This window comes from Caballeronia sp. AZ10_KS36, assembly GCF_023631105.1.
In the GTDB taxonomy this organism is placed as follows: Bacteria; Pseudomonadota; Gammaproteobacteria; order Burkholderiales; family Burkholderiaceae; genus Caballeronia.
Genome location: NZ_JALQDQ010000025.1, coordinates 182,525 through 201,647, shown reverse-complemented (window position 1 = coordinate 201,647; position 19,123 = coordinate 182,525). Strand labels below are relative to the sequence as shown.

The following is a 19,123-nucleotide window of genomic DNA, read 5'->3' as shown; positions in this document are numbered from 1 at the left end:
TCGATACTATCGTCTTCGCCTACTGTTTTTTCGATCGGTTCGCGCAATAGCTACCTGCTCGATTTCTCGATCTCGCTGGGCTCGTCGTTGGACACTCAGAACCACATCGTGCGATCGGAGAGTTGCAAGAAGCATCGAGTTGCCCACGACTCAGTATGACCGCTCTTGGTCGGCTTCGTCGTTCCGCGCGCGGGGAGCACTGTTCGCGACGGCGTTGCAAACCAATCTTCGCGTTGCCGATGACGGAAAGCATGCGGCGCGCTGAGAGAGCGACCGACCGTTCTTTCGCATCGTATTGTCATCGCCAGCGCAGACTCTTGTCCTCCGCGACGCCCAACGTCAGGCTGACCTAGGCCGACTAGCCTTGGCCTCGCGTCGACGTCGCTGATGAGCGCGAGGCGGATGCGTCGTTCATCATCGTGGGAATCGCTATTGCTCACTCACTCCGACGTGAAAGCGGCATGTCCGGAAACGGCGTGCGCGCGCCAGTACGCAAAACCCAGGTCCATCGACCGCAAACGAAGACAGAGATGAACGATCCGATCGTTGATTGCATTATTGTCGGTGGCGGGCCCGCCGGCCTCACCGCCGCCCTCTATCTCGCACGATTCAGGCGATCGACGGTCGTGATCGACGACGGTCAGAGCAGAGCGTCACTCATCCCCGTCGTGCGTAACCTCGCCGGCTTCGAGAGCGGCATCAATGGAAACGCACTGCTTGCCAAGATGCGTCGCCAGATCGAGTGTTACGACGTGCCACTCGTCGAAGGCCGAGTCACGACGATAACGCGAACGGACGGCGGATTCCTCGTCGAATACGGCAGCACGAGTGGTCCTTCGTCCCGCAGCCTGGTCGCGCGTCATGTACTGCTCGCATGTGGAATCCGGGACAAGCTACCGCCGATCGACGACGCCATTGCGCTGACTCAGGAAGGATTGCTCCGTTTCTGCGCGATATGCGACGGCTTCGAGGCGCAAGGCAAGCGGATTGCAATGCTGGGTCCGGCATCGCGGGCGCTGTCGCATGCCTTGTTTTTCCGCACCTTCTGTCAACAGGTGGCGGTCATCGCCTCGGATAACGATGCGCTGACTCAACAGGAGCGTGCCCTCGCGGCGGAGAACGCCATCGAGTTGATCACGACTGAAACGCTCGAGTTGTCGAACAGCTCCGAGGCGTCCTTTAGCGTTGCCTGCCAGAATGGGCGCCGACATGCATTCGATGCAATCTATCCGGTGCTCGGCTGTCTTCCGCAAGCAAACCTCTTGAGCGGCTTGGATGTGCAGCGAGACAACGACGGAATGATCGTGACCGATAAGCATCAGCGGACAAGCGTAGACGGACTATACGCCGCGGGCGATGCAGTGAATTCACTGAATCAGATTTGCGTCGCAATTGGCGAGGCTGCGGTTGCTTCCCTCGCTATCCATCGAAGTCTGCCGGCCAATCCGCTTTAGCGAGCATGCTGTCACTCACGCGACTTGTCGAAGAATCGCGTCAAGGCCGAGCCAGTCGGAAGCAGCGTCGAACTCTTATGCGTCGAGACTGGCCATCGGCCAGACGCTGCGTGGCGACGGGGCAATCATGCGTGGGCTGTCATGGACGCGCTGGCGTCACGATTTGCGGACATCCGGCTGAAAGCGGCCATCCAGTCCGCAAGCGAAGACAATATGCTGATCATTCGGCGCGAAGGCGGCGATCTCGTTCGCTACTACGTCGGTCTCGGCGAGCTCACGCCGGGCAACCGCGAAGCCATCGGGCAGATGACCGTCGATCGGATCATCGAGACGGCGCAACGCATCTTGCATCGCTATTCGCTGCACTGAAGGAGGTGGCGTGGTTTTCCGTGTACGAGGTGGGCCAGTGCCTGACAGACCGTTTCGACGATGCCTTGCAAGCAACTGGTGCTTCGCGACATGACCGATGCGGTTCGAGGCCGTGTGTTGGGAAGAGACCATCGCTGAATCGCTGCTTTCGTTGGACCACTCGACGAGCCATGCGAGTCTCCCAAGCAGGCAGGGTCCAATTCAGAGGTACGAGACCGTGTAAACCCTAGCTCACCATTCCCATCGAATGGGAATCGCATTTTTGTTCGGCGGGAGCGACGTGGCATTCTGCGTCATCGGAACCGCATCTCTTCGGGCAAGACTCAAGGTGAAACAGGAATCCAGCGTCATTGGCGCCGAGCGTCTGCTGCTCGTACTTACTGCGCTCGCGAGCCACGGGAAAGCCATGTCCGTGAAGGACATGCTTGGCGTGACCGGCCTCGCGCAAAGCACGCTCTATCGCCAAATCGCGCTGCTCAAGCGCTGGGGCTTCGTGACGGAGGACGCGGGCTGCTATGCCCCCGGTCCCGTGAGCTTGCAGCTCGCACTCGGCTTCGACATCAATTCGATGCTGGTCGAAGCGAGCCGCGACGGCATGTCGGAGCTCTCGCGCGCGACGCAGGAGAGCGTCGGGCTCATCATCGCCGTGAACGACCAGGTGATCTGCCTCGAGATGGTCGAGAGCACGCACTCGCTGCGTTGCTCGTTCGAAAAAGGCCGCGCGGTTCCGTTGCGCGCGGGCGCGTCGGCCAAGTCGCTGCTCGCCTTCATGGCCGAGAAAACGCGCAGTGAAACGCTCGAACGCCAGTTCGCCGGCGACGGAGCCGCGCGCGCCGCCCTCGAAGCGGAACTGGAGCGCATCCGCTCGCGCGGTTACGCCGTGAGCGACAGCGAAGTCGATCCCGGCGTCTGGGGCGTGAGCGCGCCCGTTTTCCGGCGCCTCTCGCGCGGCGCGGGCGCGAGCGCATCGATCACGCTGATGGCCCCATCGTCGCGCGCCGCGGGCCGCGAACAGCAACTCGCCGACTGGACCGTGCGCACGGCCAACGGCATATCCGCCCGGCTGCAGTCCGCCTGAACCTCACTCATCGACCGACCACACACTCTGGAGCCCACACATGAAACTGAAGAACCTTCTCTCCGCCGCGACTCTCGGCATGGCGCTGCTGACGGCGATCGCACCCGGCAACGCAGCCGCGCAGGATTCGAACGTGCTCAACGTCGCGACCGATGCCACTTTCCCGCCGATGGAATTCGTCGACAAGGGCCAGCGCACCGGCTTCGACATCGACATCATGAACGCGCTGGCCAAGGCAATGGGCAAGCAGGTTCAGTGGACCGACATCGACTTCAAGGGGCTGATTCCCGGTCTCGTGGCACGACGCTTCGACGCGGCGATCTCGGGCATCTACATCACGCCGGAGCGCGCGCAAGTCGTCGATTTCACGCAGCCCTACTTCGCGGGCGGCCTCTCCGCCCTCGTCAAGGCGGACTCGCCGATCAAGACCCTCGCCGATCTCAACGGCAAGAAAGTGACCGTGCAGGTCGGCACGAAGTCGGTCAATTTCCTGCGCGACAACTATCCGCAGGTGCAGCGCGTCGAAGTGGAAAAAAATCAGGAGATGTTTGATCTCGTCGGGATCGGCCGTGCTGATGCCGCCGTGACCGGCAAGCCCGCCGCGTTCCAGTTCGTGCGCACGCGCCCCGGTTTTCGCGTGCTCGACAAGGAGCTGACGACCGAAGCGTACGGCATTGCGGTGCGCAAGGACGAGCCGCAACTGCGCGACCAGATGAATGCCGCGCTCGCGAAGATCAAGGCGGACGGCACCTACGACGCCATCGTGAAGAAGTGGTTCGGCACGAGCGCCAGCACCACGGCGAGCACGAAATAATCCGCCGGACCTGACCGATGCAACTCGACTTCACGCCGGCGTTCGCCGGTTGGGCCGATATCGCGCACGGGGCGCTGGTCACAGTGGAAGTGACCGCCGCCGCGCTCGTGCTCTCGTGCCTGCTCGGCCTCCTGATCGGTATCGGCCGGCTCTATCCGCAGCGGCGGCTCGTCTACGGCTTCTGCACCGGCTATTTGATCTTCTTTCGCGGCACGCCGCTGCTCGTGCAGCTGTTCCTGCTGTTCTTCGGCTTGCCGCAGTTCGACATCCTCCTGCCCGCGTTCGTGTGCGGCATGCTCGGGCTCGGACTGTATTCGGCAGCCTATGTGTCGGAGATCGTGCGCGGCGCGATTCAGTCCGTGGATCGCGGACAGATGGAAGCGGCGCGGTCCATCGGCATGTCGTCGGGACAGGCCATGCGTGCGATCATTTTGCCGCAGGCCATCGTGCGCATGATTCCGCCGCTCGGCAACGAGTTCATCGCGCTGATCAAGAACTCGGCCCTGGTGTCGCTGCTGACGATTCACGATCTCATGCACGAAGGCCAGAAGATCATCAGCGTGTCCTACCGGTCGCTGGAGGTCTATATCGTGATCGCGCTCGTGTACCTCGTGCTCACGCAGACGACCAACTTCATTCTTCATCGCGTCGAGCGTCGGCTGCGCGCAGGGGGCATGGTGCAATGAGCAGCGCTCAACCTATCGTCAGCATTCGCGAACTCACGAAGTCGTTCGGCGCGCATCGCGTACTGAATGGCATCGACTTCGACATTCAGCCCAGCCAGGTCGTGGTGGTGATCGGGCCGAGCGGTTCCGGCAAGAGCACGTTTCTGCGGTGCTGCAACGGGCTGGAGCAGCCCGAGCGAGGAACGATCGATATCTGCGGCCACCGGCTCGTCGATCACGGCACGATGCTCAAGGACCGCTCGCTCAACGCCCTGCGCACCGAAGTCGGAATGGTGTTCCAGTCGTTCAACCTGTTCCCGCATCTCTCGGTGCTGCACAACATCACGGTAGGCCCGCGCATGCTGCGCGGCGTCTCGAAAGCCGACGCGGAAGCCGCCGCGCTCGCCCTGCTCAGGAAGGTTGGCCTCGAGCACAAGGCGCATGCTATGCCCGCGAGCCTTTCGGGCGGCCAGAAGCAGCGCGTCGCCATAGCGCGCGCATTGGCGATGCAGCCGCGCGTCATGCTCTTCGACGAACCGACGTCGGCGCTCGACCCCGAACTCGTGGGCGAAGTGCTGCAGGTGATGAAGCTGCTCGCCGCCGAAGGCATGACGATGCTCGTCGTCACGCACGAGATGGGCTTCGCGAAGGAAGTGGCGGATGTCGTGGTCGTGATGGACGGCGGCGAGATCGTCGAAGCGGGACCGCCCGCACAGATCTTTTCGACGCCGTCGCAGCCGCGCACCCGTTCGTTTCTGCAGGCAGTGCTGTCGCGCGCATGAAACCGACCTTGATGTCGACACGCTGCGCATCGACCGGGCGAATCCCGTCGAGATCGCCATGGAAGGAGACGGCGTGCTGGTGTGCACGTCGCTGAATACGGAAGCCGACTCTTGAACTCATCCCCGAAATCGCTCTTCGCAGCGCATGCGCTGCTGCCGGACGGCTGGCGCACCAACGTGCTGATCGAGTGGAACGACGCGGGTACGCTCGTCGCCGTCACGCCCGACACGACCACCGCGCCGGCGGACGCCGGGCTCGCAGCGGGGCCGGTCATCCCGGGCATGCCGAACCTGCATTCGCACGCGTTTCAGCGCGCCATGGCCGGCCTCACGGAATACCGCGCCAATCCCACGGACAGCTTTTGGAGCTGGCGCGACCTGATGTACCGCTTCGCCGCACGCATCACGCCCGAAGCGCTCGGTGCGATAGCGCGCTGGCTGTATGTGGAGATGCTCAAGGCGGGCTATACGTCCGTCTGTGAGTTCCACTACGTGCACCACGCGCAGGACGGCAGCCGTCACGCGCATCCGGCCGAACTCGCGCAGCGCGTCGTGGATGCCGCGAGCGAGACCGGCATCGGCATGACGATGCTGCCGGTGCTCTATCAGTACAGCGGCTTCGGCGCACAACCGCCGCGCGCCGACCAGCGCCGCTTCATCAACGCGACCGACGCCTTTCTGGAGCTTCTCGGCGCGCTGCGCGCCGCGCGTCCGGAACACGGCGCGCTGCGTTACGGAATCGCGCCGCACTCGCTGCGCGCTGTATCGGAGGATTCATTGCGCGCCGCGCTCGAAGGACTCGCCGCGATGTTGCCCGGAGCACCCGTGCATATCCACATTGCAGAGCAGAGCGCGGAAGTCGATGCCTGCGTCGCGGCGCTCGGCGCACGGCCCGTGCAATGGCTGCTCGAACGTTTCGACGTCGACGCGCGCTGGTGCCTCGTGCATGCGACACACGTCGACGAACGCGAAACGCTGGCACTCGCGAAGAGCGGCGCGATAGCGGGCCTGTGCCTCACGACTGAAGCGAATCTCGGCGACGGCCTGTTCCCCGCAAGCGACTACCTCGATGCAGGAGGCGCATTCGGCGTCGGCTCGGATAGCCATATCGGCGTGGACTGGCGCGCGGAACTGCGCCTGCTCGAATATGGCCAGCGGCTCGTGCGGCGTCAGCGCAATGTGCTGGCCTCGCTGCAGGCAGCCTATGTCGCCGACTGCCTGTTCCAGGGCGCGCTTGCGGGCGGCGCACGTGCCTCCGGCCGCGCGGCCGGCGCCCTCGAGCCGGGCGCGCGGGCGGACTGGATCGTGCTCGATCCCGACCATCCCGCTCTCGCCGAGCAGACCAGCGCGACGTGGCTGTCGTCCGTCGTGTTTTGCGAGCACGGGGAAACACCGGTGCGCGACGTCTTCGTCGGCGGCGAGCGCGTGATCCACGAGCGCCGTCATCGCGACGAAGCGAGGCATTACGCAGACTATCGCCGGGCGCTAGCACAGCTGCTCGCCGACGCCTGAACGCAACTCAACCGATCCCCGGCACCATGAACGATCTTTTCTCACTCGAACGCGGCGACGCGCCGCTGCTGATTTCTATTCCCCATCTGGGCACGCAGATCCCGGATGCTCTGCGCGACCGGTACACCGATATCGCGTTGACGGTCGCTGACACTGACTGGCATCTGGACCGTCTCTACGAATTCGCCCGCGCCCTCGGTGCCACGATTCTCGGTGCGCGCGTGTCGCGTTACGTGATCGACCTGAACCGGCCGTCGAACGACGAAAGCCTGTATCCGGGGCAGACGACCACGTCGTTGTGCCCGACTGAAACGTTTCGCGGTGAGCCGCTGTATCGCGAGGGCTGCGCGCCGGACGCGGCCGATCGCAGCCGCCGCGTGGCCACTTACTGGCAGCCGTATCACGACGCCCTGCATGAAGAAGTGATGCGCCTGCGCCGCCAGCATCGCAACGTGCTGCTGTGGGAAGCGCACTCGATCGCAAGCGTGCTGCCGCGCCTTTTCGAAGGCAAGCTGCCGGACCTGAACATCGGCACCCAGGATGGCCGCACCGCCGCGCCTTCCGTGCAGGAAGCGGTGCAGCGCGTCGCCGCGGCGAGTCCGTTCACGTGGATTGCGAACGGCCGCTTCAAGGGCGGCTTTATCACACGGCACGCCGGCGCGCCGCATGACGGCGTGCATGCGGTGCAACTGGAGATGTGCCAGTCCACCTACATGAGCGAGAACGCGCCGTTCGACTATCTGCCCGAGGTCGCGAAGAAAGTGGAGCCGGTGGTACGCGGCATGGTGAATGGTGCGCTCGACGCAGTCGTCGAGCTGACCCGGAACGGCTCGCCCTCTTAGAGTCAAATGCTCAACACGACGAGCGCCCATCCAACGGAGCAGGCACACTCGGTCCAATACACGCTCGCGGGACCTGGCCAGCGGCGAATGCGCAACTGAAAGTCCCGCAGCGTCGGAGAAAGTGAAGCGCATTGAAAAGTGCTGCGGCCTTGTGACTACGTCGGCTAGGGTCGACAACGCAGGTCGGCGCTCTGTGCAAAAATAGCCGCTGGTTGGCTTGAACGAGACCCCTGAATGTCTCGCGCCTCATCGCGTCGAGGTCCCTTTTGAGCCTTACCCGACCCTTCCCGGACGTTCGTTGCTGGTTGCCACAGCTGCCCTCCGCCGTACCGCGGTGCAGTCGGCGGTGTCCGTCCGATCAGGTGTCTCCCAGATCGACAACAACCTACACGGCATCGAAGCCGTAAAGCCTCGTCGGATTCGTCACGAATATCATCTGCCGCCACTCCGGCCTGTCGATCCAGCCCGCGATGACATCGACCAGGCTGGCGTCGTCCGGCTTGCTCGATGTCTGCGTCGGATGCGGCCAGTCCGTGCCCCAGAACATGCGCTCGGGGGCCATGGCGATGAGTGCCCTGGCGACCGGCGCCACGTCTTCATAACCGGGTGCGCCGGTCCTGCTATCCACGTACGGCCCCGACAACGTGATCCACGTGTTGCCCCTCTCGACGAGACGCTGCACCGTGCGTAGCGCGTCGCTCGCGGCTCCGCCGGGCTGCGGCACGTGCGCGATATGGTCGATGACGAGCGGGCAAGGCAGCGCCGCGAGGTGCCCCTCCAGTTGCGGCAGCTTCGCGCCTTGCACGACGAGTTCGATATGCCATCCCATCGGAGCGATGCGCTTTGCCAGCGGAGCGAGCATTTCCGGCGTCGTCGCGCCGGGATAGCTCAGGTTGAAGCGAATGCCGCGCACGCCGGCGCCGTTCAATGCATGAAGCTCGTCATCCGTCACCGACGTATCGACCACAGCAATGCCGCGCGCGTCGTTGCCGAAGCGCTTCAACGCTTCCACCGTGCATCGGTTGTCGGTGCCGTATGTCGATGGCGTCACGACGACGTTGCGTCGTATCCCGAGCCTCGTCTGCAACTGCCGATACTGCTCGACCGTCGCATTGGGCGGCCGCAGCTTGGTGCCAGGCGCCACCGGAAAGCGATCGTCATAGATATGCATGTGACAATCGACGGCATGCTCCGGCAATACGAACGACGGTCGCTCCGAACCGCTCGACCACGTTTCCTGGGCCGCCGCCGTGCGAGGCAGCGCGGCCGCCGCGAGGGAAGCGCAAGCCAGCTCCAGAAAGCCGCGCCGCGACAGACCCTTGCTGTTCATGCCGCCTCCGTCTTGCCGACCATGCGCTCGGATTGACCCTTGCGCGTCAGAAGGAGCAGCGTGGCGACACTGACCAGCGTCAGGATGCCGAGCGGCATCAGCGCGAGCGAGTAGCTGCCCGTCGCCGCCTTGACCCAGCCGTAGACGTTGACCATCAGGCCGCCACCCAGCAGATTCGCGATGGCATTGACGGTGGCCAACCCCGCTGCGATCGTGCTGTTCGACAGCATGTCCGATGCGAGCGCCCAGAACGGTCCCTTGAACGCATACGCGCCGACGAGCACGCAGCACAGCATGCATATGGTGGGCAGCAGCGAGCTGCTGAGCGACGTGGCGAAGAGACCGCCGCCGATCAAGAGCATCGGCACGACGGTATGCCAGCGATGCTCCTTCGTGCGGTCGGAATGACGGCCCCAGAAGATCATCAGAATCGACGCCAGCGCGTACGGCACCGCGTTCAGCAAGCCCGTCTGCAGCACGGTCAATCCATACGACTTCAGCAACTGCGGCTGCCACACCGACAACGTGCTCCCCGCAGCGGACGCGCAGGTATCGACGAGCGCGAGACACAGCACGTAGCGGTTGCGAAAGAGCTTGGTCAGCGGCATCGGCGCGACCTTCTTCGGCTGTGCATTCTCCGCGGCGAGCGCGCCGAGCAGCCACGCGCGCTCGTCTTCGTTCAGCCACGTCGCCTTGGCGGGCTTGTCCGTCAGCATGAAAAGGCACGCGATGCCGAGCAGAACCGTCGGCACGCCTTCGAGGATGAAGAGCCAGTGCCAGCCGCGCAGACCCGCGATGCCGTCCATCTGCAGCAAGAGCGCCGAAATGGGCGAGCCGATGAAGCTCGCCGCCGGAATCGACACCATGAAGGTCGCGACGACGCGCGCGCGATACGCCTTCGGCACCCAGTACGACAGATAGAGCAGCACGCCCGGCGCAAAGCCCGCTTCGGCCGCGCCAAGCAGGAAGCGCAGGATATAGAACGTCGTGGCGTTGTGCACGAGCGCGGTCGCCGCCGACACCAGCCCCCACGTAATCATGATCCGCGCGATCCAGACGCGCGCGCCGTACTTTTCGAGCGCGAGGTTGCTCGGCACTTCGCAGATGAAGTAGGACACGAAGAACAGACTCGCGCCGAAGCCGAACACTTTCGCGGACATGCCGATGTCGTGATTCATCTGAAGCGACGCCATGCCGACGTTGCCCCGATCGATGAACGCCATCAGGTAACAGATCATCAGGAACGGCAGCAGCCGCCAGATGACCTTTCGCATCGTCTGCCGCTCGAGTGTCGTGGTGCTTGCATTTGACATGTTCGTCTCCGACTTTATGCGCCTTCGCGCTGTAGTTTGAATCGTTGCCACGCGACGATGGACAGGACGCCCACTGCGAGCACCACCGCCATCGCCGCGAATGTGTGGCGCACGCCGAGCGCCTCGGATATCGTGCCGACGAGCAGATAGCCGAACGGCATCGTGCCGTTGTAGGCCATGCCGTACATGCCGACGAGTCCGCCGCGCACGTGCTCGGGGCAGCGGCGCTGGATGGTCGCGTTCGTCGATGTCGCCGCGAACGTGAGGCTGAAGCCGAGCGCGTAGAACGCGGGCATCGATGCGCCTACCGCGCTCGTCGTGGCGAGCACCATCAGCGCGATGATCGCGGTCCACGGCGCCCACGCGATGAATCGCGCAGAGGCGCGCGGACCCAGCGCCGACGAGAGCAGCACGGCCGAACTCAGCGAACCCGCGCCCGCGCAGGCGAAAAACACGCCCGTAAAGCGCGCCGCGTCGTGGAACGCGCGGTCCGCGAGAAGCGGCACGAGCGTCTGGTAGCTCGCCGCGAAGAGGCCGATGCATGCGAGGATCGGCAGATAGCGCGCGGAAAACGCGTCCGACATCACGTAGCCGACGGCGTCGCGCAAGCTGCTGTCCGCGCGCGAGGCGCGTGCGTCCGTGGACAGTCGAATCGAACGCACGCATATCGCCATGAAACACAGCGCGAGCGCGTAGATTGCGAACGATGCGCGCGGACCGAGCGTCGGATAGACGAATCCGGCAATTGTCGGACCGACCATGCGGCCGACGTTGTAGACCATGGTGTTCATCGCGACCGCGTTCGATGTGAGGCTCGTATCGCGCAGGCTCGTCAGCAGCAACACCTGACGCGCGGGCACTTCGATCGCACTCGATATGCCGATTGCGAGCGCGTGCGCGAGAATCAGCGGCACATTCAGCAGATGCAATGCGGACAGCGTGATGAGACTGCCCGTCAATACGAGCGACGCCGTGAGCACGCACAGCGTCACGCGACGCGCATTCTCCGCGCGAATGCGCGATCCGGCGACGGGCGCGACGACCAGTTGCGGCCCGTACAACAGGAAGTTGAGCAGCGCCAGAATCGCCGCCGAACCCGACAGGTGATACACGAGCAGGTTCAGCGTCACGTTCTGCGTCCAGCTTCCCAGCACCGACGCGACCTGCCCGCTCAGATAGCGCCGCAGCGACGCTTCATTGAGGGCGGGAAAGAGTCTGCCGATCCATCCCGGCTGATCCGGCTGATTGGGGGCGGTCGTCATGCGAGCGTCTTGCCACGCGTCTCGGGCGCGAAGAACACGACGATCGCGGCAGCGATGAACGCGACGATGGTCGTCGACAAGCCGAGCACAAAGCCGCCCGCAGTCGTTGCGAGTGTCCCGATGACGAGCGGCGCGATGAATCCGCCGAGCCGCCCGCCGTTGTACGCGAGCCCCATGAGAAAGCCGCGCGATGCCGTATTGCCGATGATTTCCGCGAGAAACGGTCCGGCCCCTGCGAAGATGCCGTTCACGCTGAAGCCCGTGAAGAAGATGGCGACCATCAGTACGAGCGCATTCGACGACAGGATGTAGCCGAACACCGCCGCCGCGCCGACGAGCAGATACGCCATGAACATCGGCCGACGGCCGAGGCGATCGACGAAAGCGGAAAACATCAAGAAGCCGGCAATTGCGCCGAATTGCAGCGCGAGCACGAACTTGAGGCTGTGCACGAAATCGAGGTGCTTCACCGTGACGAGGAACGTCGGCGTCCAGGTGAACACGCCCCAGTACAGGTATTGCAGAAAGAGGATGAACATGAACGCAGTGAGCAGACCGCGGACGTTCAGCTTCGCATCGACGGGAGCGGTCGTTGCCTGCGCCCTCGCGCGTTTGCGTTCGAGCCAGATGGGCGATTCGGGCGTCTTGCGCGCGACGAAGAACAGGATGAAGAACGGCAACGCGCCGATCAGAAACAGCACGCGCCATCCGTGGCCCGCGAGACCGTCGTTGAGACCGCTGACGATGCCCGAGATCGTGATCGCGAGAATCGCGCCGATGGGCAGGCCCATCTGCATCAGCGCGCCGCCCTTGCCACGGCGGCTCGCGTGCCACGTTTCGGCGATGAGCGCCGCGCCCGCCGTCCACGTCCCGCCCATGCCGAGCGCGCCGAAGAAGCGGATCGTCGCGAACCAGTGCTCGTTCGGCGCAAACGCGAGCAGCCCCGAGAACAGCGAAGAGATGCCGATGCAAAGCAGCGCCGTGCGCACGCGCCCTAGCCGGTCCGACACGTAGCCGAACAAGATGCCGCCGAGAATCTGCCCGGCTGCCGTGATGCTCGTGAAAAGCCCGAGCTGGGCTTTCGACAGACCGAATTGCAGCGCAAGCGTCGGCAAGAGAAGCGAGAGGAGGAACGAGTCATAGCTCTCGAACGTCCAGCCGAGACCGGCAAGCGACAGCGAGCGCCACTCCGTGCGCGTGATGTCCTTGTAACGCTTCCCTTCGGCTTCGCTGCCGATCTCGCTGCCGCTTTCCCTTCCGGTTGCGCCCGATGCGACGCTAGCGCTGGTTTTCATGACTCGTCTCCTTGTAGCCGCAAGCGATACGTCGCCGCGGCGGTGCCGCTGAATAGCGCGGCTTTTTCATCCGCTGACAATGACTGCGCCAGCCGCTTGAAGGTGTTCCACAGCACGCTGTAGCTGAACATGCCCTTGTCGACGGGGAAGTTGCTCTCGAACATGCAACGCTTCACGCCGAACAGTTCGATGCAGGTCTCGAAGTAAGGACGCCACGCAGCGGCGAGTTCCTCCGACGAAGGCGGCGTTTCGCGCGACGCGAACCCGAAGCCGAACCCGAAGCCGAAGCCGAACACGGTCATGCCCGCGCCGCCGAGCTTCATGCGCGTGTTGGGCAGGCTCGCCAGCCGCGCGAGCCCGTGCCGCCATTCGGCGATGACCTGCTCGCGGCTGTTCGCGTGCGGGCCGACGCCGAGCGGGCCGCCGAAGTGATCGATGACCACGGTCACATCCGGCGCGGCGCTCGCGAGTTCGTACAGCTCCGCGAGTTGCGTGTGATAGACCCACGCGTCCAGCGACAGCCCGTAGCGCGCCAGCGTCTTCACGCCGCGTCGAAAGTCGGCGTTCGCCATGAGATCGCGCGGCGGCGTCACCGGGCTCGAAACCACGTCCGCGCTCGCATGCCACGCGAGCGGATTGCGGATGCCGCGCAAACGGCCGCCCGTGACCTGAAGCATCGCTTCGAGCACGGGCGCCACCGCATCGCCGAGCGTGAGGTCCGCGCCACCGACGATCGCATCGCAGGCTCTCGTCGGTCCATACGCCCCGCTTGCGAACATCGCGGCGATGCCGTTGGCGAACTCCGCTTCGCCGACCGGCTTCATCGCTGCGGGACCGTGCTCGCGCAGCATCGAGCGGCATTGCACATACACGCTCGACACGATGCGATGCCCGCTGCCGACATCGCGCGCGAACTCGTCCGTCAGATAGCGCCCGCTCTGCCGGTCCCACAGATGATGATGCGCATCGACGATGGGAAGATCCGGCTCCAGAATCGGCTCCTGACGGCGCGCGAGCCATTCTTCGCGGACGGGCAAATGAGGCGCATGGACGATCTGCACGGCGGTTTCCTCGTCAGAACTTCTGGCGCAGGCCGACTGTGACGCCGGTCTGGTTGTACCCGGGCGCGACCGTGCCGTAGCCGTTCACGCCGAGCGCCGACCTGTCCTTGTTGTGCGCGTAACCGACGGTCGCGTACAGGTCGGTGCGCTTCGACAGGAAGTAGTCGGCGTTGATCACGGCAAGCCACGGATCGGCGCCGGTCGAATGAACGTCGTGGTAGTACCCGGCCGCGGTCAGCTGGAACGACGGCGTGATCAGATATTGCGCGCCGAGCCAGTACAGGTTGGCGGCATTGGCGGCGGAACCGTTCGCGACGGCAATCGGGTTGACCGGCAGGAATGTGTTCGATGCCCGCAGATAACGGTAGCCGGCATAGGCCGTCACCGGACCGAAGTTGTACGTCGCGGCGGCGAGCGCGCGGCGCTCGGTGCTCGTGTTCGTGGTCAGCGTGTTGCTGTTGCGCTGTTCGTAGACGGCGGTCGCCGCGATCGGGCCGCTCGAATAGGTCAACGCGCCGCTGAAGAACCGGCCGGTGATGAGCGCGCCCGGCACTTCGGAACCGTAGCCCGTGTCGTAGCGCGTGCTGTACATCGCCTGCGCCGTCAGCGGACCGAACTTGCCGGTGTACTTCACCGAATTGTCGATGCGAGCGGCCAGCGCATAGTCGAGCGACAGCGCTGAGTACCGCGATGAGACGCCCATCGGATCGAACGTCACCGACTGCTCGTATATCAGCGCGTTCTGGCGACCCAGTGTCAACTGCTGCCCTTTGTAGCTGAGACCGACCCACGCCTGCCGGCCGAAGAGGCGCGAGGTCGTCGTCGGGTTCGTGCCGAGGCCGCGGGTCGACTGCGAGCTCGTTCCGTCGTTCAGATTGAAGCCGGCCTCGAGATTGAACAGCGCCTTCAGCCCGCCGCCCATGTCTTCGACGCCCTTCAGGCCCCAGCGCGAGCCGGAAAGATTGCCGGACACTTCTCTCACCTGCGATCCGCCGGCACTGGTGTTGTTCAGATACTCGAAGCCGACATCGGCGATGCCGTACAGCGTCACGCTGCTTTGCGCACGCGCCGCGCCGGACGCGAACGTCATGCTTGCGACTGCGACCGTCCCAAGCGCAAGACCGGTTCTAAGCTTGGCTTTCTGGTGAGCCTTCTTCACGGACATTTCGTCTCCAAACAGAGTTATAGATTGGTTGATGCGGGGTTTCACGCCTTGCGCGCGGCGCTGGCTTCGCCGGCATTCGCGCCGGGATCGCCGAGCCATGCGATCGTCAGCGCGCCGATCAGCAGCACGGCGGACACGGCCAGCAGCGGCAGCGTGAAGCCGCCGGACATCTGCTTGAGCGCGCCGATCATCGACGGTCCCGCGAAGCCGCCGAGATTGCCGACGGACACGATGAGCGCGAGGCCGCCCGCCGCGGCGCGGCCGGTGAGGAAGCTGGAGGGAATCGCCCAGTACGTCGCCTGGAACGCGAGAATCCCGCTGACGGTGAAACACAGGGCGATGAGCTTGAAAAGCGGAACGTCGGTCAGCGCGCTGCAAGCGAGCGCGGCGGCGGCAATCAGCAAAGCGCCGGCAACATACGGCACGCGCTTTTGCGCCTTGTTCGCCACGCGCGCCCACCACAGCATCGCGAACGCGCCGATCAGGTAAGGAAGCGCCGCCAGCCAGCCGACGACCGAATGCGTGACGCCGAACTGCTTGATGATCTGCGGCATCCACAAGCCGACGCCCACCGATCCGACGATCCCGCAGAAGTTGATGAACGCGAGCACGAACACGCGCCAGTTGGTCATGGCGTCGCGCAACGTGCTGCCGTGCTTGCTGCCGATGTCCTTCTGCTCCGCCGCGAGGCGCCGGGCGAGCGTGGCCTTCTCCTCGTCGCTGAGCCAGCTGGCCTTGTCGGGACGATCCGCGAGGATGAAAAGACACGCAACACCGAGCACCACCGCGGGCAGGCCTTCGATCAGCAGCAGCCATTGCCAGCTTTTCAGGCCGTGCAATCCGCCCAATTGGAGCAGCGCGCCTGAGATCGGCGAGCCGATCATGTTCGCGACAGGAATGCCGACGAGGAACGCGGCCGTCACCTTGGCGCGCCATTTGCCGGGGAACCAGTGCGTGAAATACAGATAGATGCCGGGCGTGAATCCGGCTTCCGCGATGCCGAGCAGGAAGCGCGCGGCGGCGAAGCTCTTCGGGCCGACGACGAACGCGGTCAGCATCGAACACACGCCCCAGGTGATCATGATGCGCGCGATCCAGACCCGCGCCCCGACCTTCTGCATGATGAGGTTGCTCGGAATCTCGAACAGGAAGTAGCCGATCGAGAACAGTCCGGCAGCCAGCCCGAACTGCTCGCCTGTGAGACCGAGGTCCTTGTTCATCGTCAGCGCGGCGAAGCCGACATTCGTTCTGTCGAGATAGCTGACGACGTAGCAGAGGAAGATGAACGGAAGAATGCGCCGGAACGCCTTCGCGAGCGTGCGTTCGCTGGCCGCGAAGTCTTCGCTGGCGAGCACGGTGCCGCTCGCCGCGTTATCCGAACGCGCGCTGCGGGTTTCATCGATGGTTTGCGAGAGTTGCATGAGTGGCTCCTCCATCGCGCGGCTTGGGCGCAATGTCTCGGCTTCTCGTCGCGCAGGCGTGCATCGCCCGTCGACGAGGAAGCCCTTAATATTTCTTCGCTTGCTTGGGAAGCGGTCCGCAGACGGTCATGTCGGCTTTCAACACCAGACCGTTCGTCGATTCGGTCATGAAAAGCGTCTTCATGTCCGCGCCGCCGAAACACAGGTTCGTGAGCGACACGCCTTCCTGCGCGGTCAGAATCTCGACCGGCTCGGCGCGGCGGTTGAGCACCCACACGCGGCCAAGCCCCGGATTCGCGATGAACAAGCGGCCTTCGGAGTCGATCGTCAGACCGTCAGGACCGCTCGGGCCGTAGGACGTGAAGAACTGCCCGACCTTGCTGACCGAGCCGTCCGCCTGCAACGGCACGCGCCACACGCAGTTGCCGCGCGTCATGCCGACGTAGAGCACCTTCTCGTCCGGCGACAGCACGAGTCCGTTCGGGCTCGGGCAATTGCCGAGCAGCATGTCGAGCTTGCCGTCCGGCGACAGCCGATACACGCGGCCTGTCGGATCGTGCAGGCCGGACTGGCCCTGATCCGTGAAATACAGGTTGCCGAGCGAATCGAAGGTCAGGTCGTTCACGCCCTTGAAGCGCTCGGAGTTGCGGCGCTCGAGGTAAGGCTTCACTTCCCCGCGCTCGATGTCGAGCAGCATCAGGCCGTTGCGATAGTCGGTGATGAGCAGGTGCGCGTCGTCGAACAACTTCATCCCGTTGGGCTCGCCGTCGTACTGCGCGATGAGATCCCACTCGCCCGAAAGCGATATGCGAAAGATGCGGCCGTAGGGAATGTCGGTCACGTAAAGGTGGCCGCGCGGGTCCCAGACAGGACCTTCGAGAAACGAATCCGTGGTCATGCCGCCGCGATTGGCGCGTGCCCAATCCGTCTGCACATCCCGCTTGCGGTACTTCTCCGGCATGCGCGTGAACACCTGCGCTTCGCGCACTTCGGGCGACGTGAGATAGAACATGCTCAGTACTCCTGCGAACGTCACGCCACCTTGCGGGCGTTTTCCTCGATGACCGCGAGAACGTTGGCCGCCGCGCCCTTGCCCATGTTCACGTAGGCCGCTTCGCTGACGCCGCCGACGTGCGGCGACAAGATCAGATTCGGCACGGACTGGAACGGGTGCGGAACGGTCATCGGCTCGACCGCGAAGCTATCGACGCCCGCCGAGCGCAACCGGCCGCTCGCGAGCGCCTCGACGAGCGCGGCTTCGTCGATCAGCCCGCCGCGCGCCGTGTTCACGAGAATCGCGCCCTGCTTCATGCGAGCAAGCGTGTCGCGATTGATCATGTTGCGGTTCTCGTCCGTCAGCGGACAGTTGAGCGAAAGCACGTCGGACCCGGCGTAGATCTCGTCCATCGACGCGAGCGTCACGCCGTGCGGGGCTTCCTTCGCGAACGGATCGAAGGCAAGCACGTTCATGCCGAACGCGACGCCGATAGCCGCGACGCGCCGGCCGATCGAACCGAGCCCGACCACGCCGAGCGTGCCGCCGTCGAGTTCGAAGGACTTGTGCGTGGACTTGTCCCAATGGCCGGCGCGCATGCGAACGTCGAGCTGCGGCACCGACTTCGCGCACGCGAGAATGAGCGCCCACGCGTGCTCGGCGACCGCCGCGGCGTTCGCGCCGACTGCCGCGCGCACCGCGATGCCGCGCGCGGCGGCGGCTTCCTGATCGATCACGTCGATACCGCTGCCGTGCTTCGAGATGACCTGCAGGTTTTCCGCAGCATCCATGATGCGGGCGTTGATCTTGCCGTAACGGACGATGATCGCGGCGGGCTTCGTCTTCTCGCACAGCGCGACGATGTCGTCTTCGGTCGGCTGCTTGCCGGCGAACACGACTTCGAATGCCTGCAGCATGTCGAGCGCTTGAGGCGCGAGATCGGCTGCCGTGACGAGGACGACGGGCTTTCGAGCGTTCGCGTCCATCAGAGAACCTCGCCTTCGGCCAGCATGCCGGCTGCGCGCAGTTCCTTGTCGAGCCAGCCGGGACGCACATCGCCCTTGTGGATCGCCGCGATACGCGCCGTTTCCATATCCAGCTTCTTCTGCGCGAGTTCGACGATGCGCGCGACATCCGCACGCGGAATCACGACGACGCCATCGGCATCGCCGACCACGAGATCGCCGGGATGGACCGCCGTGCCACCAGCGGAAATCGGATGGTTGACGAGACCCGCCACGCTCTTGGTCGGGCCGCACGGGTTCAGGCCCGCGGAGAAGATCGGATAGTCGCCGTTTGCGAGTTCGTGCGCGTCGCGCACCGCTGCGTCGATCACGATGCCCGCGATGCCGCTGACCTTCGCCTGCGTCGCCATGATCTCGCCGATTAGCGCGCAGCTCACGTCGCCCTTGCCGTCAACGACGATCACGTCGCCCGGCTTCGCGACCGCCAGTGCGGCGTGGATCGCGAGATTGTCGCCTTGTCGGACCTCGACGGTGATCGCCGGTCCCGCGACTTTCATCTTCGGCGACAACGGCTTCACACGGCCGTGCACGGTGCCGCGCCGGCCTGCGACGTCGGCGAGGATGGCGGCCTGGAACTTCGCCGCAGCTTGTACGAGTTCGGGTGAAACGCGCTCGATGTCGCGGATGATCGATTGATTCGTGTCGGTGCTCATGGACTAACCTCAAGGGAGAGTTGTACTGTGTGCAACAGTGGTGTACGAAGTGAAACCACTTTAACGCTCGCTCGATGTGCAAACCAGT

Annotated in this window: 17 protein-coding genes and 1 pseudogene; 8 read left to right on the top strand and 10 right to left on the bottom strand. The window is 64.4% G+C overall.

Translation table 11 applies throughout. The features are described from left to right. Nucleotides 1-530 precede the first annotated feature (530 nt). The 8 genes and pseudogenes from NCR35_RS16335 to hutG all read left to right on the top strand — a co-directional run bounded on the left by NCR35_RS16335 (nucleotide 531) and on the right by hutG (nucleotide 7,516). The gene (locus NCR35_RS16335; RefSeq protein WP_250535170.1) at nucleotides 531-1,454 is read left to right on the top strand and encodes an NAD(P)/FAD-dependent oxidoreductase; all 924 of its coding nucleotides are present in this window, start codon (nucleotides 531-533) and stop codon (nucleotides 1,452-1,454) included. Between the two features lie 85 nt (nucleotides 1,455-1,539). Next, a pseudogene (locus tag NCR35_RS16330) lies at nucleotides 1,540-1,921 on the top strand (3-hydroxybenzoate 4-monooxygenase); the annotation flags it as partial. A 230-nt stretch (nucleotides 1,922-2,151) separates the two neighbouring features. Beyond that, complete coding sequence (locus NCR35_RS16325; RefSeq protein WP_250535169.1) at nucleotides 2,152-2,901, top strand: IclR family transcriptional regulator; 750 nt, start codon at nucleotides 2,152-2,154, stop codon at nucleotides 2,899-2,901. Between the two features lie 40 nt (nucleotides 2,902-2,941). After that, the gene (locus NCR35_RS16320) at nucleotides 2,942-3,715 is read left to right on the top strand and encodes a transporter substrate-binding domain-containing protein (RefSeq protein WP_250535168.1); all 774 of its coding nucleotides are present in this window, start codon (nucleotides 2,942-2,944) and stop codon (nucleotides 3,713-3,715) included. Between the two features lie 17 nt (nucleotides 3,716-3,732). After that, the gene (locus NCR35_RS16315) at nucleotides 3,733-4,401 is read left to right on the top strand and encodes an amino acid ABC transporter permease (protein ID WP_006752177.1); all 669 of its coding nucleotides are present in this window, start codon (nucleotides 3,733-3,735) and stop codon (nucleotides 4,399-4,401) included. Continuing rightward, nucleotides 4,398-5,162 (top strand): amino acid ABC transporter ATP-binding protein, encoded by a 765-nt coding sequence (locus NCR35_RS16310; protein WP_284503075.1) that lies wholly within the window; start codon nucleotides 4,398-4,400, stop codon nucleotides 5,160-5,162. The genes NCR35_RS16315 and NCR35_RS16310 overlap by 4 nt, the downstream gene beginning before the upstream one ends. 111 nt (nucleotides 5,163-5,273) lie before the next feature. Then, nucleotides 5,274-6,674 carry a formimidoylglutamate deiminase gene (locus tag NCR35_RS16305; RefSeq protein WP_250535167.1) on the top strand — a complete coding sequence of 467 codons (1,401 nt, stop codon included), beginning with the start codon at nucleotides 5,274-5,276 and terminating at the stop codon, nucleotides 6,672-6,674. 26 nt (nucleotides 6,675-6,700) lie between these two features. Next, entirely contained in the window at nucleotides 6,701-7,516 is an 816-nt protein-coding gene (gene hutG, locus NCR35_RS16300; RefSeq protein WP_250535166.1) for an N-formylglutamate deformylase, read from the top strand. A 385-nt stretch (nucleotides 7,517-7,901) separates the two neighbouring features. On the opposite strand, the gene NCR35_RS16295 is transcribed toward hutG, so the two are convergent. From NCR35_RS16295 to NCR35_RS16250, 10 genes are all read right to left on the bottom strand, one after another. Further along, nucleotides 7,902-8,846 (bottom strand): amidohydrolase family protein, encoded by a 945-nt coding sequence (locus NCR35_RS16295; protein WP_250535165.1) that lies wholly within the window; start codon nucleotides 8,844-8,846, stop codon nucleotides 7,902-7,904. Then, on the bottom strand, nucleotides 8,843-10,159 hold the full coding sequence (locus NCR35_RS16290) for an MFS transporter (protein WP_250535164.1): 1,317 nt from the start codon (nucleotides 10,157-10,159) through the stop codon (nucleotides 8,843-8,845). Before NCR35_RS16290 ends, NCR35_RS16295 begins: the two co-directional genes overlap by 4 nt. 14 nt (nucleotides 10,160-10,173) lie before the next feature. Continuing rightward, entirely contained in the window at nucleotides 10,174-11,421 is a 1,248-nt protein-coding gene (locus NCR35_RS16285; protein WP_250535163.1) for an MFS transporter, read from the bottom strand. Then, on the bottom strand, nucleotides 11,418-12,716 hold the full coding sequence (locus NCR35_RS16280; RefSeq protein WP_250535162.1) for an MFS transporter: 1,299 nt from the start codon (nucleotides 12,714-12,716) through the stop codon (nucleotides 11,418-11,420). The genes NCR35_RS16285 and NCR35_RS16280 overlap by 4 nt, the downstream gene beginning before the upstream one ends. Next, on the bottom strand, nucleotides 12,713-13,777 hold the full coding sequence (locus tag NCR35_RS16275; protein ID WP_250535161.1) for an amidohydrolase family protein: 1,065 nt from the start codon (nucleotides 13,775-13,777) through the stop codon (nucleotides 12,713-12,715). The genes NCR35_RS16280 and NCR35_RS16275 overlap by 4 nt, the downstream gene beginning before the upstream one ends. A gap of 13 nt (nucleotides 13,778-13,790) precedes the next feature. Beyond that, nucleotides 13,791-14,942 carry a porin gene (locus NCR35_RS16270; protein ID WP_250535160.1) on the bottom strand — a complete coding sequence of 384 codons (1,152 nt, stop codon included), beginning with the start codon at nucleotides 14,940-14,942 and terminating at the stop codon, nucleotides 13,791-13,793. A 41-nt stretch (nucleotides 14,943-14,983) separates the two neighbouring features. Next, nucleotides 14,984-16,363, bottom strand: a complete 1,380-nt coding sequence (locus tag NCR35_RS16265; RefSeq protein ID WP_250535159.1) for an MFS transporter — start codon at nucleotides 16,361-16,363, stop codon at nucleotides 14,984-14,986. Between the two features lie 85 nt (nucleotides 16,364-16,448). Beyond that, on the bottom strand, nucleotides 16,449-17,375 hold the full coding sequence (locus tag NCR35_RS16260; RefSeq protein ID WP_250535158.1) for an SMP-30/gluconolactonase/LRE family protein: 927 nt from the start codon (nucleotides 17,373-17,375) through the stop codon (nucleotides 16,449-16,451). Nucleotides 17,376-17,395: 20 nt separating this feature from the next. Continuing rightward, the gene (locus NCR35_RS16255; RefSeq protein ID WP_250535157.1) at nucleotides 17,396-18,343 is read right to left on the bottom strand and encodes an NAD(P)-dependent oxidoreductase; all 948 of its coding nucleotides are present in this window, start codon (nucleotides 18,341-18,343) and stop codon (nucleotides 17,396-17,398) included. Continuing rightward, complete coding sequence (locus NCR35_RS16250) at nucleotides 18,343-19,035, bottom strand: RraA family protein (RefSeq protein ID WP_250535156.1); 693 nt, start codon at nucleotides 19,033-19,035, stop codon at nucleotides 18,343-18,345. Before NCR35_RS16250 ends, NCR35_RS16255 begins: the two co-directional genes overlap by 1 nt. Nucleotides 19,036-19,123 lie beyond the last annotated feature (88 nt).

What these genes read in the sequence shown, in the direction of transcription:
- NCR35_RS16265 (WP_250535159.1), bottom strand. Translation starts at nt 16,363, where the DNA reads ATGCAACTCTCGCAAACCATCGATGAAACCCGCAGCGCGCGTTCGGAT.
- NCR35_RS16315 (WP_006752177.1), top strand. Translation starts at nt 3,733, where the DNA reads ATGCAACTCGACTTCACGCCGGCGTTCGCCGGTTGGGCCGATATCGCG.
- NCR35_RS16255 (WP_250535157.1), bottom strand. Translation starts at nt 18,343, where the DNA reads ATGGACGCGAACGCTCGAAAGCCCGTCGTCCTCGTCACGGCAGCCGAT.
- NCR35_RS16320 (WP_250535168.1), top strand. Translation starts at nt 2,942, where the DNA reads ATGAAACTGAAGAACCTTCTCTCCGCCGCGACTCTCGGCATGGCGCTG.
- NCR35_RS16250 (WP_250535156.1), bottom strand. Translation starts at nt 19,035, where the DNA reads ATGAGCACCGACACGAATCAATCGATCATCCGCGACATCGAGCGCGTT.
- NCR35_RS16335 (WP_250535170.1), top strand. Translation starts at nt 531, where the DNA reads ATGAACGATCCGATCGTTGATTGCATTATTGTCGGTGGCGGGCCCGCC.
- NCR35_RS16310 (WP_284503075.1), top strand. Translation starts at nt 4,398, where the DNA reads ATGAGCAGCGCTCAACCTATCGTCAGCATTCGCGAACTCACGAAGTCG.
- NCR35_RS16280 (WP_250535162.1), bottom strand. Translation starts at nt 12,716, where the DNA reads ATGAAAACCAGCGCTAGCGTCGCATCGGGCGCAACCGGAAGGGAAAGC.
- NCR35_RS16270 (WP_250535160.1), bottom strand. Translation starts at nt 14,942, where the DNA reads ATGTCCGTGAAGAAGGCTCACCAGAAAGCCAAGCTTAGAACCGGTCTT.
- hutG (WP_250535166.1), top strand. Translation starts at nt 6,701, where the DNA reads ATGAACGATCTTTTCTCACTCGAACGCGGCGACGCGCCGCTGCTGATT.
- NCR35_RS16295 (WP_250535165.1), bottom strand. Translation starts at nt 8,846, where the DNA reads ATGAACAGCAAGGGTCTGTCGCGGCGCGGCTTTCTGGAGCTGGCTTGC.
- NCR35_RS16285 (WP_250535163.1), bottom strand. Translation starts at nt 11,421, where the DNA reads ATGACGACCGCCCCCAATCAGCCGGATCAGCCGGGATGGATCGGCAGA.
- NCR35_RS16260 (WP_250535158.1), bottom strand. Translation starts at nt 17,375, where the DNA reads ATGTTCTATCTCACGTCGCCCGAAGTGCGCGAAGCGCAGGTGTTCACG.
- NCR35_RS16290 (WP_250535164.1), bottom strand. Translation starts at nt 10,159, where the DNA reads ATGTCAAATGCAAGCACCACGACACTCGAGCGGCAGACGATGCGAAAG.